This is a genomic window from Aminobacter sp. MDW-2 (assembly GCF_014250155.1).
GTDB classification, from domain to species: Bacteria; Pseudomonadota; Alphaproteobacteria; order Rhizobiales; family Rhizobiaceae; genus Aminobacter; species Aminobacter ciceronei.
The window spans coordinates 1,047,303-1,063,099 of sequence record NZ_CP060197.1 but is presented as its reverse complement, the minus strand read 5'-3'; the positions used below and the strand labels follow the sequence as shown (position 1 = coordinate 1,063,099).

General features: G+C 64.4%; 14 protein-coding genes and 1 tRNA gene. 9 read left to right on the top strand and 6 right to left on the bottom strand.

The window, feature by feature from the left end:
* Window positions 1-114: 114 nt before the first annotated feature.
* The 3 genes from H5P29_RS05140 to H5P29_RS05130 all read left to right on the top strand — a co-directional run bounded on the left by H5P29_RS05140 (window position 115) and on the right by H5P29_RS05130 (window position 3,533).
* The gene (locus H5P29_RS05140; protein WP_154386283.1) at window positions 115-1,221 is read left to right on the top strand and encodes an aminotransferase class I/II-fold pyridoxal phosphate-dependent enzyme; all 1,107 of its coding nucleotides are present in this window, start codon (window positions 115-117) and stop codon (window positions 1,219-1,221) included.
* A 336-nt stretch (window positions 1,222-1,557) separates the two neighbouring features.
* Entirely contained in the window at window positions 1,558-2,478 is a 921-nt protein-coding gene (gene rocF, locus H5P29_RS05135; RefSeq protein ID WP_154386282.1) for an arginase, read from the top strand.
* A 2-nt stretch (window positions 2,479-2,480) separates the two neighbouring features.
* The gene (locus H5P29_RS05130; protein WP_154386281.1) at window positions 2,481-3,533 is read left to right on the top strand and encodes an ornithine cyclodeaminase; all 1,053 of its coding nucleotides are present in this window, start codon (window positions 2,481-2,483) and stop codon (window positions 3,531-3,533) included.
* A 330-nt stretch (window positions 3,534-3,863) separates the two neighbouring features.
* Here the strand turns inward: H5P29_RS05130 and H5P29_RS05125 are convergent.
* Window positions 3,864-3,938 (bottom strand) — tRNA-Gly (locus tag H5P29_RS05125).
* A gap of 211 nt (window positions 3,939-4,149) precedes the next feature.
* On the opposite strand from H5P29_RS05125, the gene H5P29_RS05120 reads away from it, so the two are divergent.
* The 4 genes from H5P29_RS05120 (at window position 4,150) to H5P29_RS05105 (ending at window position 6,676) form a co-directional block, all read left to right on the top strand.
* On the top strand, window positions 4,150-4,662 hold the full coding sequence (locus H5P29_RS05120) for a prolyl-tRNA synthetase associated domain-containing protein (RefSeq protein WP_169808296.1): 513 nt from the start codon (window positions 4,150-4,152) through the stop codon (window positions 4,660-4,662).
* Between the two features lie 72 nt (window positions 4,663-4,734).
* A complete protein-coding gene (trxA, locus tag H5P29_RS05115; RefSeq protein ID WP_067955945.1) occupies window positions 4,735-5,703 on the top strand; it encodes a thioredoxin in 969 nt (322 codons plus the stop codon).
* Between the two features lie 65 nt (window positions 5,704-5,768).
* On the top strand, window positions 5,769-6,440 hold the full coding sequence (locus H5P29_RS05110) for an LON peptidase substrate-binding domain-containing protein (RefSeq protein WP_154386280.1): 672 nt from the start codon (window positions 5,769-5,771) through the stop codon (window positions 6,438-6,440).
* 23 nt (window positions 6,441-6,463) lie between these two features.
* Entirely contained in the window at window positions 6,464-6,676 is a 213-nt protein-coding gene (locus H5P29_RS05105; RefSeq protein ID WP_067955941.1) for a Trm112 family protein, read from the top strand.
* A gap of 247 nt (window positions 6,677-6,923) precedes the next feature.
* Here the strand turns inward: H5P29_RS05105 and H5P29_RS05100 are convergent, their stop codons facing one another.
* From H5P29_RS05100 to H5P29_RS05090, 3 genes are read right to left on the bottom strand one after another with little or no spacing between them, the layout of a single operon-like run.
* The gene (locus H5P29_RS05100) at window positions 6,924-10,265 is read right to left on the bottom strand and encodes an error-prone DNA polymerase (RefSeq protein ID WP_154386279.1); all 3,342 of its coding nucleotides are present in this window, start codon (window positions 10,263-10,265) and stop codon (window positions 6,924-6,926) included.
* On the bottom strand, window positions 10,262-11,734 hold the full coding sequence (locus tag H5P29_RS05095; protein WP_185910252.1) for a DNA polymerase Y family protein: 1,473 nt from the start codon (window positions 11,732-11,734) through the stop codon (window positions 10,262-10,264). The genes H5P29_RS05100 and H5P29_RS05095 overlap by 4 nt, the downstream gene beginning before the upstream one ends.
* Window positions 11,676-12,662, bottom strand: a complete 987-nt coding sequence (locus H5P29_RS05090) for an ImuA family protein (protein WP_154386278.1) — start codon at window positions 12,660-12,662, stop codon at window positions 11,676-11,678. Before H5P29_RS05090 ends, H5P29_RS05095 begins: the two co-directional genes overlap by 59 nt.
* 191 nt (window positions 12,663-12,853) lie before the next feature.
* Here H5P29_RS05090 and H5P29_RS05085 point away from each other — a divergent pair, with 191 nt between their 5' ends.
* A complete protein-coding gene (locus tag H5P29_RS05085; RefSeq protein ID WP_067955935.1) occupies window positions 12,854-13,276 on the top strand; it encodes a metallopeptidase family protein in 423 nt (140 codons plus the stop codon).
* A gap of 15 nt (window positions 13,277-13,291) precedes the next feature.
* Here H5P29_RS05085 and H5P29_RS05080 read toward each other — a convergent pair whose 3' ends face one another.
* Both H5P29_RS05080 and H5P29_RS05075 read right to left on the bottom strand, forming a co-directional pair.
* Window positions 13,292-13,498: a DUF1737 domain-containing protein gene (locus H5P29_RS05080; protein ID WP_067955933.1), complete on the bottom strand. Its 207-nt coding sequence runs from the start codon at window positions 13,496-13,498 to the stop codon at window positions 13,292-13,294.
* Between the two features lie 13 nt (window positions 13,499-13,511).
* Window positions 13,512-14,402 carry a CoA ester lyase gene (locus H5P29_RS05075; RefSeq protein WP_154386277.1) on the bottom strand — a complete coding sequence of 297 codons (891 nt, stop codon included), beginning with the start codon at window positions 14,400-14,402 and terminating at the stop codon, window positions 13,512-13,514.
* A gap of 97 nt (window positions 14,403-14,499) precedes the next feature.
* Here H5P29_RS05075 and H5P29_RS05070 point away from each other — a divergent pair, with 97 nt between their 5' ends.
* Window positions 14,500-15,669 carry an FAD-binding oxidoreductase gene (locus tag H5P29_RS05070; protein ID WP_154386276.1) on the top strand — a complete coding sequence of 390 codons (1,170 nt, stop codon included), beginning with the start codon at window positions 14,500-14,502 and terminating at the stop codon, window positions 15,667-15,669.
* Window positions 15,670-15,797 lie beyond the last annotated feature (128 nt).

The following is a 15,797-nucleotide window of genomic DNA, read 5'->3' as shown; positions in this document are numbered from 1 at the left end:
GCGTCCCCTTATGTGCCGGCAACCTCCTCCCCTGGGAGGATGGCTTGCCGTGGCGATCCTGACTAACACTGCTCACCGACACAGTGGCATGCCGTGGCACGGGAGAGCGCGAAGATGAACTACGCCAGGATGGTAATCGAAAAGGAAGCGCCGGAGGAATATGGCTACGACCGTATTCGCTACAATCTCTCGGAGAGCTCGATTGCCGACCAGAAGCTGTCCGAGATCGGCCTGTCTCTGCCCGACCTGACGCTGTTCTACGGCGAACATCGCGGCGACAAGGCCTTGCGCGAGTTGATCGCCGGCCAGGATGCCGGGCTCTCTCCCGACCATGTGCTGGTCACCGCCGGTGCTGCCGGCGCGCTGTTCATCATCGCCACCAGCCTGCTGTCGGACAAGGATCACCTCGTGGTGGTGCGGCCCAACTACGCCACCAATATCGAGACGCCTCGCGCCATCGGCTGCGCCATCAGCTACATCGACCTCGACTTCGACAACGGCTTCGCCGTCGATCTTGCCGAAGTGGCGGCTGCCCTGCGGCCCAACACGCGCTACATCAGCGTCACCTGCCCGCACAACCCGACCGGCACCATCATGAGCCGCGCCGACCTCGACGGGCTGATCGCCCTTGCCGAGCACCACGGCTGTTACCTGCTGGTCGACGAGACCTATCGCGACCTGAGCTACGGCCAGCGCCTGCCCGCCGTCGCCTCGCTCAGCCCGCGCACCATCAGCGTCTCGTCGCTGTCCAAGGCCTATGGCATCCCCGGCATCCGCATCGGCTGGCTGGTTACCCAGGACGCCGGGCTCTACGAACGGTTTCTCGCTGCCAAGGAGCAGATCGGCATTTGCGGCAGCGTCATCGACGAGGCGATCGCACGTGCCATGCTGGAACGCCGCGACGAGTTCCTCGGCGCGCTGATGCCCGAGATGAAGGCGCGGCGCGACATCGTCCAGCAATGGATCGACCGTGAGCCGCTTGTCGACTGGGTCCGGCCGGAAGGCGGCGTCGTCGGCTTCCCCCGGATCGATGTCGGTCCCGATTTCGACCTCGACCGCTTCTACAGCGGCCTGCTCGAAAAGCACGGCGCCTATGTCGGCCCCGGCCATTGGTTCGAAATGCCCAAGACCTATTTCCGCGTCGGTTTCGGTTGGCCGACAACAGCGCAACTCAGGGGCGGGCTCGAAGCCATCTCCGCCGCCCTGCGCGAGCAGAATTGAGCGACATCCTGGTCACGGGATGACGACGGCACCGAAAGTTGCCGAAGCACCTGCATTTCCATCGCGCGGCTGCGGTCAGCATCACGTTCGCGGACGATGGCGACAGTTTGGCTTCGGCATCGACGAGGCCGCGATCGAGGCCCGCCGACACCAATCAGACATCGGTACTCGTCGGTGGACGCCACGCTCGGGGCATATTATGCCGTGGTGCATGCGCGCTCGAGCGTCGACGCCGTCCTTGCCTGGCAAGAGCCAGTTCGAAAACGCAGGATGAAACGGCCGCTGGCGCGAAAACAGAAAACAATACCGGGCCATGCCCGGCGAGGAGACATCGAGATGCATTGCCGGATCATTGGCGCACCCATTCAGGAAGGCACCGACCGTAGGGGCTGCGACATGGGACCAAGCTCGCTCCGGACCGCAGGCCTTGTCGAGGCGCTTGTCGAACTTGGCCATTCCGTTGCCGACATGGGGCAAGTCGTGCCAGTGCCGGGGCCGGCGCTGGAGCACCCGAACAAGGCGCTGAAAGCCCTGCCCGCGATCGCGGCCTGGACGGTGGCCCTGGCCGAGGCGGCCTACCAGATCAGCGCCGACGCCATGCCGATCTTCCTCGGCGGCGATCACAGCATCTCGGCAGGCACCGTCAGCGGCATTGCCCGGCGCGCGGCCGAACTCGGCAAGCCGCTGTTCGTGCTCTGGCTCGACGCCCATCCGGATTTCCACACGCTCGACACCACCACCAGCGGCAATTTGCACGGCGTGCCGCTTGCCTATGCCAGCGGCCTGTCCGGTTTCCAGGGCTATTTTCCCAAGCTTCAGGCCAATGTCAGCCCCGAGCGCATCTGCGCGCTGGGCATTCGCAGCGTCGACCCGGCCGAGCGTGTCGCGCTTGCCGAGGCGGGCGTCACCGTCCACGACATGCGCGCCATCGACGAGCATGGCATCGCGCCACTGCTGCGCGCCTTCCTGGAGCGTGTGGCGGCCGAAGGCGGCATGCTGCATGTCAGCTTCGACGTCGACTTCCTCGATCCGGCGATCGCGCCCGCCGTCGGCACCACAGTGCCCGGTGGCGCGACCTTCCGCGAGGCACATCTGGTGATGGAAATGCTGCATGACAGCGGCCTGGTCACCAGCCTCGACCTTGTCGAACTGAACCCCTTCCTCGACGAACGCGGCCGCACCGCAACGCTGATGGTCGACCTGACGGCGAGCCTGATGGGCCGCCGCATCATGGACCGTCCGACCAGGAGTTACTGACCATGACCGAAAAACTGAATGTCGTTCCCTTCGTCAGCGTCGACCACATGATGAAGCTTGTGCTGGCGGTCGGCGTCGAGCGTTTCCTGACCGAGATGTCGGCCTACATCGAAGAGGACTTCCTGCGCTGGGAGCAATTCGACAAGACCCCGCGCATCGCCTCGCACAGTCATGACGGCGTCATCGAGCTGATGCCGACGAGTGACGGCCACCTCTACGGCTTCAAATACGTCAACGGCCACCCCAAGAACACCCGCGACGGCCGCCAGACGGTAACCGCATTCGGCGTGCTCGCCGATGTCGGCAACGGCTATCCGATGCTGTTGACCGAGATGACCATCCTGACGGCGCTGCGCACCGCGGCCACCTCGGCGGTGGCAGCCAAATATCTCGCGCCCAAGGGCGCCGACACCATGGCCATCATCGGAAATGGCGCCCAGTCGGAATTCCAGGCCGTGGCGTTCAAGGCGCTGCTTGGCGTCAACAAGCTCAGGCTCTACGACATCGACGCCTCCGCCTCGCAGAAATGCAAGGCGAACCTTGCCGGCATGGGCTTCGACATCGTCATTGCAGACAACGCGCAGGACGCGGTGGAAGGTGCCCAGATCATCACAACCGTCACCGCCGACAAGCAGCTTGCGACCATCCTGACCGACAACATGGTCGGATCAGGCGTTCACATCAACGCGGTCGGCGGCGACTGCCCCGGCAAGACCGAGCTGCACAAGGATATCTTGCTGCGCTCCGACATCTTCGTCGAGTTCCCGCCGCAGACCCGCATCGAGGGCGAGATCCAGCAATTGGCTGCCGATCACCCCGTCATCGAGCTGTGGCAGGTCATGGCAGGCAAGGCGCAGGGCCGCAACTCCAGCGCACAGGTCACGCTGTTCGACAGTGTCGGCTTTGCCATCGAAGATTTTTCCGCTTTGCGTTACGTCAGGGACAAGCTGATCGACACCGGCCTGTTCGAGGAACTCGACCTTTTGGCCGACCCCGACGAGCCGCGAGACCTGTTCGGCATGCTGTTGCGCGCCGCCAAGGCATCGGCCGTCTAGCTGGGATCGTAACCTCGCCAAGCAGACCGCAAGGCGTTCGGCGCCACTGGCCTTGGTCTGTCGAGGGCTCATGCCAGCACGCCATCTTGTACGTTGGGCCCTGTAGAGGCTGTGCTGGGTTCTGGATCGGCCGCGTGGCAACCGCGCTGATGATTCTGTCGCGCTTCGAGCGCCTGACGCGAATCCAGCGGCCGCGGTGACGATACGGACATTTGCCGTGGAGCCATTCGACCGTACTTCGAGAACAAGCTGCATTGAAGCGTCGCGGTCTTACCGCCTTCCAGAAACGACGAAGGCCGCGGTGAAACCGCGGCCTTTTCGTGGGATATTTGGAGCGGGTGAAGCGATTCGAACGCTCGACCCCAACCTTGGCAAGGTTGTGCTCTACCCCTGAGCTACACCCGCTCGCCGCGGCTCGTCGCCGCAACGGCTGCTATATGGCCGAAGCTCGCGGCGAATGCAACAGGGAAAAACCGCTCTGTCTTGAACTTTTTTCGCGGCGGCTGAAAATCCCATGTTTCCCCTCGGGAAGCTCTGCGTCAGCGCTATGCCGGACTTGTGCAGCAAGCCGGCTTTGCCCATAAACCTCGCGCAACGGCAATTCCCGGAAGCTGCGATGACCGCCTCGATGACACCCAAGACCCGCGCCGAACTGCTCGCCTATCTGGCTGGGCTCGGCATTTCAGTGACCACCCACGACCATCCCCCGCTCTACACCGTCGCCGATTCGCAGGCGCTCCGCGGCACCATATCAGGCGGGCACACCAAGAACCTTTTCCTCAAGGACAAAAAGGACAACTTCTTCCTGGTCACCGTGGACGAGGAGGCGAGCGTCGATCTCAAGCAGATCCACCAGCTGATCGGCGCATCAAGCCGCGTCTCCTTCGGCAAGCCCGAGGCGCTCATGGAGCTGCTCGGCGTCGTGCCCGGTGCTGTCACGGTCTTCGGGCTGATCAACGACACCTCAGCCAGGGTGAAGCTGGTGCTCGACAGCGCGCTGATGGAAAACGCCGTCATCAACGCCCACCCGCTGACCAACGAAGCGACCACGTCGATTGCCAATGCCGACCTGCTGCGATTCGTCGAGGCAACCGGCCATGATGCTGTTATCTTGAAAGTCTCGGGCTGATCGCCACATGGTGGACGGACAGCCGCTGGGCCCGATCGCCGGCACAACATAGCGAATACCGGAAGAGTGAAGATGAGCAACGAAAGCAATCCCTTCGGCGGCATGGCCGGCCAGTACGCCACCAATGTGCAGTTTGGTGCAGCACCGGCCAATGGGGCCGCACCGGTCGCCGACCTCATCAAGGACACGACGACGGCGGCCTTCAGCGCCGACGTGATCCAGGAATCGCGCAAGCAGCCGGTGCTGGTCGACTTCTGGGCACCCTGGTGCGGCCCGTGCAAGCAGCTGACTCCGGTCATCGAGCGCGTCGTCCAGGCTGCCGGCGGGCGGGTCAAGCTGGTCAAGATGAATATCGACGACCATCCGGCGATTGCCGGCCAGCTCGGCATCCAGTCGATTCCCGCGGTTATCGCCTTCAAGAACGGCCAGCCGGTGGACGGCTTCATGGGTGCAGTGCCCGAAAGCCAGATCCGCGATTTCATCGACAAGATCGCCGGCAAGGATGGCGGCCAGCCGCAGATCGCCGAGGCGCTTGCGGCAGCAGCCGAAGCGCGCGAAGCTGGCGACCTGCAGACTGCGGTACAGATCTATGATGCCGTGCTCGAACAGGTGCCCGACAACATCGACGCCATCGCAGCGCTTGCCGACATCCTGTTCGAGGCAGGCGATGTAGAAGGCGCGAACGAGGTGCTGGCACGCGCGCCCGACGACAAGAAATCCGCTGCGGCACTGGTTTCCGTCCGCACCAAGATGGCGCTTGCCGAAGAAGCGGCAGCGCTTGGCGATTCCGCCGAGCTCGAGCGCCGGCTGGCGCTGGATCCCGGCGATCACCAGGCGCGTTTCGATCTCGCCATGATCCAGAACGCCAAGGGCCAGCGCACCGAGGCTGCCGACAACCTGCTGGCCATCGTCAAGGCGGACCGGACCTGGAACGACGACGGCGCCCGGGCACAATTGCTCAAGCTGTTCGAAGCCTGGGGCTTCACCGACGAGGTGACGCTTTCGACGCGTCGCAAGCTTTCGTCGCTGCTGTTTTCGTAATCGAGCAGCGCCGCGGCCTTGCGTTTGGTTGCAACAACCCCAGATGAGTAGCAGCTGAGGACAAGATGCAGGCAGGAAACGCGCATTACCGGCTCGACAGCGATCTGCCGACAACACTGGCGGTGTTCCCGCTGACGGCGGCCTTGCTGTTGCCGGGCGGGCGCATGCCGCTCAACATCTTCGAACCGCGCTACCTCCAGATGATCGACGACGCGATGGCCGGCTCGCGGCTGATCGGCATGATCCAGCCCTCGCTCGACGGCAATCTGCGACCGGACGGCGAACCGGCGCTCTGCCCGGTCGGCTGCATCGGCCGCATCACGTCGCTCGCCGAGACGGGTGATGGCCGCTACCTGATTTCGCTGCAAGGCGTCTGCCGCTTCCGTATCGTCCAGGAGCTGGTGGTCAAGACGCCGTTCCGGCAGTGCAGGATCACCTCGTTTGCGGCGGATCTCGGCGAGGACAAGGCCGGCGCGGAAGTCGACCGGCCGGCACTGCTCAAAGCCTTCCGCACTTACCTCCAGGCCAACGAACTCGAGGCCGACTGGGAGAGCGTCAGCCGCGCCGACAACGCCATACTGGTCAACGCGCTGTCGATGATGGCGCCCTATGGCGCTGCCGAAAAGCAGGCACTTCTCGAAGCTCCCGATCTCAAGACCCGCGCCGAGACGCTGATCGCGATCACCGAAATGGCGCTGGCTCGCGAAAACGAGGATTTCGGATCGAGCCTGCAATAGGCAACGCTGCCGGAGAGCCGGAAATGGTCGAGACCAACAAACGCGACATCGACGTCAAGCTGCTCGAACTTTTGGCTTGCCCGCTGACCAAGGGGCCGCTGAAGTGGGATGCCGAACGCGGTGAACTGGTCTCCAGGCTGGCAAAGCTGGCTTACCCCGTACGCGACGGCATTCCCGTCATGCTGCCCTCCGAGGCACGGCAGATCGGCGACCGGGAACCCGGCCCGAGCACCTGATACGCGACCTTCCTTGCCCTTCGAACCCGGGACAGGATTGCGCGCCCCTGCTGCGGGCCGATTCCACATCACACAATGAACGCTTCGCCCGGCACCTCGAGAGAGATTTGCCCGCCAGCTTTACCACGCGCGGACGTGCTTCCCGTCGGCACGCCGCCGGCCGATACATCGCAAGTGAATGATCGACGCACACGCCTTGCCGCCCGGCACGGTTCGCCATTTGCCTGCGCTCTTCCACCCCCATCCGCTATTGAAAGTTGCGGCCCTTGGGCATGACGTTGCTCGCCTTGCGGGCCAGCGTTTCGTAGCTCTGCAGCATGCGCGGGTCACGTGCGGCCTTGTCGGCGGAACTGGCCCGTCCCTCCGCAATCGGCCGGTTGCTTTGGTCGGCAGTTACCTGCAGTTCCTCCGACATCGTCGCCAGCCAATGCGTGCAGTCCTCCATATTGTCGGCAACGATATGGATGACACCGGATTCCTTCTGCAGCTTGCCGGTGACGCGGATGAACTTCGATCCCATGATGACAGGCCGGAAGCGCTCGAAGACACGTGCCCAGACGACGATGTTGGCGATCGAATGCTCGTCTTCCAGCGTGAGGAAGATGGCATTGCCTTTACCCGGTCGCTGGCGAACCAGCACCAGCCCGGCGACGGAGACCCGCCGCCCGTCGGGTACATCACCGAGCCGGGCATTGGGTGTAATGCCGGCACGGTCGAGATGGTGCCTGAGGAAGGCCACCGGATGCGCCTTCAGCGACAGGCCGAGCGAGCGGTAGTCGTGAATGACATGTTCGCCGAGCGGCATTGACGGCAAGTGTGTTTCTGGTTCGTTGTCGCCCAGTTGCACTTCGGGACGGTCGAACAGCGGCAGCATCTCGGCGGCACTCTTGCCATCGAGTGCCCGCACCGCCCACAGCCCCGCCCGCCTGTCGACGCCGATGGAGCGGAAGGCGTCCGCCTGGGCGAGAAGCTCGATCTCGCCGACATCGAGCCCAGAGCGCAGCCAGACATCGCGCACCGAGACGTAGCCCTTGCCACGCCGCGCAGCAAACTGCTCCATCCTGGCTTTGCTCAGCCCCTTGATCTGGCGGAAGCCGAGCCGGACGGCATGGCTGGTCCTGATGACATCCCGCATTTCGGCGTGGCGTTGCTGGATGCGTTTTGGGTCGAAGCCCGAACGCTCGAGCGTACAGTCCCAGACGGAATGGTTGACGTCGATCTGACGAATTTCGACGCCGTGATCCTGTGCATCGCGCACCAGCTGTGCCGGCCGGTAGAAGCCCATCGGCTGCGCGTTCAGGATCGCCGCGCAGAACACGTCTGGATAGTAGGCCTTGAACCAGCATGAGGCGTAGACGAGCAATGCGAAGGCCGCGGCATGGCTCTCGGGAAAACCGTACTCGCCAAAACCCTCGATCTGCTTGAAGCAACGCTCGGCGAAGTCGCGCTGGTAGCCCCTGTCGACCATTCCCTGGATCATGCGGTCGCGGTAATTGCCGATCGTGCCGGTGCGCTTGAAAGTCGCCATCGCGCGCCTGAGCTGGTCGGCCTCGCCGGGCGTGAAGCCGCCGGCGACGATAGCGATCTTCATTGCCTGCTCCTGGAACAACGGCACGCCCAGGGTCTTGCCCAGGATGTCCTCAAGCTCCGGTTTGGGAAAGCCGTGCGCTTCCTTGCCCTGTCGGCGCCTGAGATAGGGATGCACCATGTCGCCCTGGATCGGGCCGGGACGGACGATCGCCACTTCGATGACAAGATCGTAGAATTTGCGTGGCCTCAGCCGCGGCAGCATCGACATCTGCGCCCGGCTCTCGATCTGGAAGACGCCGAGCGTGTCGGCCCGGCAGATCATGTCATAGACCTTGGGGTCCTCCGGCGGCAGCGTCGCCAGCTCGAACGGACGGCCATGTCGGTCACGCTCGTCGTAATGCGCCTCAAGCAGGTTGAAGGCCTTGCGCAGGCAGGTCAGCATGCCCAGCGCCAGAACATCGACCTTCAAGATGCCGACGGCGTCGAGGTCGTCCTTGTCCCATTCCACCATCTTGCGCTCGTCCATCGCCGTCTTGACGATCGGCACGATCTCGTCGAGCCGGTCCCTGGTGATGACGAAACCGCCGACATGCTGGGACAGATGGCGCGGAAAGCCCATGATCTCATTGGCGCGGTCGATGACATGCCGGGTCACCGGGTCCGCCTTGTCGAGGCCGCCGGCCGTCGCTTCCTTCTCGCCCAGTTCCGACGAATACCAACCCCAGATCGAGCCGGACATGGCGCCCCTGACGTCATCCGACAGACCCATCGCCTTGGCGACTTCGCGCAGCGCCGAGCGACCGCGATAGGTGACGACGGAAGCCGCGAGCGCGGTGCGCTTGGCGCTGTATCTTTCGTAGATGAATTCGATCACCTCGTTGCGCCGCTCGTGCTCGAAGTCGACGTCGATATCCGGCGGCTCGCCACGTTCCTCCGAAATGAAGCGCTCGAACAGCACATCGACGATATCCGGTCCGACATCGGTGATGCCGATGCAGAAGCAGATGACAGAATTGGCAGCGGAGCCGCGCCCCTGGCAGAGGATGCCCCTCGAACGGGCGAACTTCACGATCTCGTGGACGGTGAGGAAATAGCGGGCGTAATTGAGCTTTTCGACGATGTCGAGCTCATGCCGGATGATGCCCTGAACCTTTTCCGAAACGCCGTCCGGGTAGCGCTTTTTGGCACCCTCCCAGGCCAGCCGTTCCAATTCCGCCTGCGGTTCGAGACCGGATTCCGTCGGTTCGTCGGGGTAGTTGTATTTGAGCTCGCTCAGCGAGAAATGCAGGCTTTCGGCAAAGCGCAACGTCTCGGCCAGGGCCTCCGGGTGGTTGCGGAAAAACCTTGCCATATCGACAGGCGGCTTGAGGTGGCGTTCGGCATTCGCCTTGAGCTCGAAACCGACCTCGGCAACAGGCACGCTGAGGCGGATTGCCGTCAGCACATCCTGCAGCGGGCGCTGGTCCGGTGCATGGTAGAGCGCATCATTGGTCGCCATCAGCGGTATGCCTGCCATGGCGGCCATGGTAGCGGCCTGCTCGATCCTGAAGCGGTCGTCCCCACCGAAATTCGGAGCGACCGCGAGCCACAAGGAAGTGCCGAAGCGCTCCTTGAGACTGCGCAGAAGCGCAACGTCATCTTCCCTGGCGACCGCGACGTCGGGCAGGATGGCAAGCGACAGCAGGTCGCCCCACTCGAAAAGATCTTCCCGATAGAGAAGCGGCGCACCCTTTTCGCTCTCATCCCGGGCATTGGCCTGGGTAAGCATGCGGCACAGATGTCCCCAACCTTTGCGATCCCTGGGGTAGGCGAGCATGTCGGGCGTACCGTCGGCGAAAATCAGGCGGCATCCCGGGTGGTAGGCCAGCCCTTCCGTCTCCGCCATCTTCCACGCGCGGACGACACCAGCCACCGTATTGCAATCTGCAAGGCCGATGGCCGAAAGCCCCAGGAATTTCGCCGCGATCACCAGCTCTTCCGGAGCGGAAGCCCCGCGCAGAAAGGAGAAATTCGACTGGATGCCGAATTCGGCATAGCTGGCAGCGACGACCATGTTCATGCAAAGACCCCGTGCAGGAACCAGCGCGGCACCGCCTGCGCATTGTAGAGGCCCTGCCGGTAGAGCCAGTAGCGGCGGCCCTCGGCGTCCTCGATGCGGTAATAGTCGCGCGTCGGCGCATCGGCCGCCTGGCGCCACCATTCGGGCGCGATGCGCTCGGGCCCTTCCGCCCGCGCCACGCGATGCAACGCCCGGCGCCAGCGGAAATTGAGCGGCGGACCATCGGGAATCTCGGTCGCCGGAACATCGATTGGTTCAGGCTGCCGGAACAGGCGAATGGGGCGGTCGGGCAACCGGAGCCGCCTGGTAGCTTGCTGCGCCGCCCTGGCAGGACGCTCGGCTCCGTCCTTGCGGGCCTCTTCCTGGGCATAGGGCCGGGCGGAGGCGGCACGTTCCGGCAAATGGCTCTCGACCGGGATCGCTTCGAGCACCGCAGCTTCGCCAAGGCGTGCACTGATGCGATCGGCAAAGATCGCCAGTTCTTCGCCGCCATCCTCCACCACCTCGCCGGCAAGATCGGCCTGGCGCGCCTCGAAGCGGGCCGTCGACAGGGCAGAGAGACGCACGAGGTCGAAGCCGTAGCCGGCATCGATTGTCTCGCCGAGTGCCGCCAGCCGCTCATGAAACAGCCGGCGCACCAGTACCGGCTCGCGGATGGGGCGTGAGGCCCCGACAGTTATGCGGCTGACCATGCCGTCGACCCTGAACAGCAGCAGTTCGAGCGCGCGTGCGCCCTCTTCCCGGCGCTCGAGATCGACCTTGAGGGTGGCAGCAAGCAGGCCGATCAGCCGCTCGATGTCGTCGATGAGCGACAGCGGGTCGGCGAGATGGCGCTCGACCGAAAGCGGGGCGACAGGAAGGCGCGGTGAGATCGCCTCCTCGAGCCGACCCAACGCCTGGTCGAGGCGCTCGATGAGCTCTGCCCCGAAGCGACGGACAAGTGGCGCGCGCGGCCCGTCCATGATCGCGCCGACGCTGCGCAGCCCGACGCTTTCCAGGCTCGCCTTCGTCCTGGCATCGATCCTCAGCGCCGACAGCGGCAGGCGCGCGAGAAATTTGCGTTCGTTGCCCGGGGCCAGGATTTGACCCGTGGCAAAACGTGCCGTTGCCCATGCAGCACCAGGCGTCGAGGCAAGACCGGGGCGCACGTCGAAACCCTGGTGGAAAAACCGCGCCATCAGATCGGCAAGCAGCGCCTTTTCGCCGCCGAAGAGGTGAGCGCAGCCTGAAATGTCCAGGAACAGTCCGTTTTCACCGTCGATTGCGACAAGCGGCGTGTAGCGGTCGCACCAGTCGGCAAGTCCTTCGAGCAACCGGCGGTCGGCCTCGGGATCGGCTTCGACGACATCGATGTCGGGGTGCATGGCGCGCGCCTCGGCGATGCCCATGCCCGGCTTCAAGCGAAGCGCCTCAGCCCGTGCGTCGAGGCCGGCGATGCGCTGGGTGTTGTTCTCGCGGTGGCTGATCACCAGCGGCTTCAACGGCTGCGGGCTTGAACGCCAGGACCGCCCCAGCCTGCGCCGGAGGATGCGTTCGGCCGCGAGATGGGGAAACCACAGCGATACGATTCTCTGGGCTTCGTTCTGCGAGGGTGCGTGCATCGAGGTTCCATTCCAGAATGAAGCTGCCGGGAAGAGCCGTGCGGCTCTTGCCAATCTCGACAGCGAAGGCGGGAGCTGCGATCGAACCGGCCAGCGGCCCGAGAAGCGTTTGCCGCAAGGTGGCCGGCGCCGGCGAGACGACCAGCCGGACGGGGGCTGCCGTTGGTTCCGGCTCGGCCGACTGGCGCAGCAGGAGGACGGGCCGGCCGCTGTCCTGCGCCCGGCGGTGCAGGCGCCGCGTCGCCGTGAGGTCGACAATGCGCGGGTTGCCGCGCAATTCGACGACGACGGCTGCTATCTCCTCGATGCGGGCTGCTTCTTCGGCGATCCACAGCACGTCGGCGGCCTTCGGCGCCTCGGCAAGCAGCAGGCTTTCGGCCGGTATGCCGAAGAAGCTGGCGAGGCCCGGTGCGTAGGGCAACCCTGCCTCGCGGAACATCTCTGTCGTACCGACCCACAGCACCAGGTCGCTGGGCCGCGACCGCTCCTTCAGCATGCCGCTGACGAGCGCCAGCGCCAGCCCCGCGGCAGCCCCCGCATTGCGGGTTTCGGTGCCATGGATCTCGGTCAGCGCCGCCTTCGGCAGGCCGCCGCCAAGCACCTCGTCGAGCCGCTCGACACCGGTCGGCAGGAAGAAGTCACGCGCCGAGGCGTGGCCGTTGCGGCGGACCAGCAGCCCCGCGACCGGCTGGCCGTCGGCAGGCAAGACCAGCCTCTCAGCCAGTGTTCCCTCGATCTTGGCTATCTTCTGACGCAAGGCAAAAACGACATCCCGCGCCACGGCGCTGGTCGCCATGTCGATCTGCTTTCCCTGTTGTTCCTGTTATGTTCCTATAGATTCCAGAGGCGCCCTGGAGAGTCAAGCCGATTCAAGGAGAATTTATTCCTCTCCTCTCCTTCTGCTGTCGCCGCTAATTTGGCGCCCGAGCGGCAAAGGCCTCGTAAGCGCGGCGGCAAAGGGCTATATGCCCCCCAAAAGGACAAAGAATGGCCCGCATTTACAAGACCCGCGCCTGGCACGACCAGCTTTCGCCCTCGATCGAGGAGATGGAGCTTCTGGCGCTCGAAGCCTATGCGCATCTGCCGGAAGAGTTTCGCCAGCTGACCGGCGAGGTCGTCATTCAGTTGGCCGAATTCCCGACCGACGAGATCATGGACGACCTGTCGCTGGAAACGCCGTTCGACCTGCTCGGCCTGTTCGAGGGCCGCGGCATCGCCGAGCGCTGGAACCCACAGACTGGCGAGGGCCCCAACCGCGTCACGCTCTACCGCCGCGCCATTCTCGACTACTGGGCCGAGAACGAGGAGACGCTGGGCGACATCGTCACCCATGTGCTGATCCACGAGATCGGCCACCATTTCGGCCTGTCCGACGAGGATATGGAGCGGCTGGAGGAAGCCGCCGAATAGCGGCAGAACCTGAGATCAGTAGTCGCCGAGCTTGATGTCAGGCGTGTATTCGGCGCCCTCGACATCCTTCACCACCGCCTGGCCGCAGCGCATCGTCCTGGTTTCGGCGTCGAAGGAATAGGTCGGCGAGCCGAACAGGTGCCAGCCCTTGTTCACCGCAGCCGTGACCTTGTGGCAGAAGGTGGCGTCGTCAGGGCCGGTCAGGAAGCGGTAGAGTTTCATGGCGGTGTCCCTTTCAGTGCCTGAGGCTTTCGAGCTGCGCTGCCCGCGCCAGAAGCCGCTCGGCCTCCGCAAGGTGCAGCCTTTCGACCATCTTGCCGCCGAGCGAGATTACACCTGAGGACGTATTCTCAGGAAGCGCGAAGGCATCGACGACGGCGCGCGCTTCGGCAAGTGCCTCGACCGACGGCGAGAACGCCGCATTGGCCGGGCCGATCTGGGCCGGGTGGATGACGGTCTTGCCCGAGAATCCCATGGCGGCGGCCTCGCCGCATTCGGCGGCGAAGGCATCGAGATCGCGGAAATCGTTGGACACGCTGTCGAGCATGTCGATCCCCCCAGCTCGCGCGCAAAGCACCATCTGCATCAGCCAGGGCTGGACATAGCGGCGGTCCGGCGTGAGCTTGACGCCGGTGTCCTTGGCGAGGTCGTTGAGCCCGGCGATCAGGCACGACAGCCGTGCCGAAGGATCGCGGCCGAGCTCGGCGATGGCCGCGAGATTGACCAGCGCCCGCGGCGTCTCGATCATCGCCCAGAGCTTGAGCGTGTCGGGGGCGTCGGCCTCGTCGAGCACGTCATTGGCTTCCAGCAGGTCACGCGGCGTCTCGATCTTGGGCAGCACAACGCCATCGGTGGCCCAGCCGCTGGCGGCAGCAAGATCGTCCGCCCCCCACGGACTTTTCAGCCCGTTGATGCGCACGACATATTCACGCGCGCCTGCCGGCCGTTCGGCGAAGAATTTTGCCAGCCTGTCGCGCGCCGCGGCTTTCTGCTCGGGCAGCACGGCATCTTCCAGGTCGAAGATGACGGTGTCGCAGGCAAGCTGCGCAAGCTTGGCGATCGCCTTTTCGTTGGTGGCGGGCACGAACAGCACCGAGCGGCGCGGGCGGGGCAGGGAATGTTGCATCTGGTCTTCTTGCCCGGCAATGCTGGCCCTTGCAAGTCCTTGCCGGACGACGGCGTAACTGCTTTTGTCCTCCATCACAGACAGACGGGAACACTCCATGGCACGCCACGACGTGGTCATCACAGGCGGCGCGATCGTCGGCAGCTCGATCGCCTATTATCTGCGCGAGGAGGGTTTTACCGGCTCGATTGCCCTGATCGAGCGCGACCCGCAATTTGCCCATGCCGCGACCACTTTGTCCTGCGCCTCGATCCGCCAGCAATTCTCGATCCCCGAAAACATCCGCCTGTCGCAGTTCACGCTTGGCCTGTTCCGACGGCTCAAGGAGGAGTTCGGCCCTGACGCCGATATCGGCTTCCGCGAGGGCGGCTACCTCATCCTCGCCGGCGACAACGGCCTGCCGATTCTCAAGGCCAACCACGAGGCCCAGATGGCCGAGGGCGCCGACATCGTGCTCGAGGATGCCGAGCAGCTGGCGAAGCGCTTCTCCTGGATCTCGACCGAGGGTATTTCCGCCGGCGCCTATGGCCGCACAGGCGAAGGCTGGTTCGATGCGCATGCCATGCTCGGCCTGTTCCGCAAGGCGCTGAAGACCAAGAACATCGACATGATCACGTCGGAGGTCACGGGCATCGAGCGCTCAGGCAACCGCGTTACGGCAGTGACGCTTGCCACCGGCGAGCGGCTGGAAACCGGCACGCTGTTCAACGCCGCCGGGCCGAACGCCGGCAAGGTCGCCGCCATGGCCGGTCTCGCTCTGCCGGTCGAGCCGCGCAAACGCAACGTCTTCGTCTTCGAGGCGCGCGAAAAATTCGCCGACATGCCGCTGATGGTCGACCCCTCCGGCGTCTATGTCCGCCCCGAAGGTTCGGTCTACATCACGGGCGGGGCCGAAAGTGAGGATGGCGAGTTGGCTGCCGACCCCACGGATTTCAACCCCGACTGGGGGCTGTTCGAGGAGGTGATCTGGCCGGTGCTGGCCACCCGCGTGCCGGCCTTCGAGGCGATCAAGGCGACGCAAGCCTGGGTCGGGCACTACGACTACAACGCGCTCGACCAGAACGCCGTCATCGGCCCGCATCCCGAGGTTCAGAACTTCATTTTCGCCAATGGCTTCTCCGGCCACGGCCTGCAGCAGGCGCCGGCGGTCGGCAAGGCGCTCGCCGAGCTCCTTGTCCATGGCACCTACCGTACCATCGACTGTTCGGCCTTCGGCTACCAGCGCATCGCGGAAGGGCGAGCGTTCCGCGAGCTGAACGTGATCTAGGTAGGATCCTCAAGCAGCTTCACCTACGAGACAGCGAACGAACGTCCGGATTTATCGGAGATTCATAATATTATCGAGAGCTAATTTGAAAATATCGCAGAGCCTGCGTACCGAGCGGGTCAGATTTC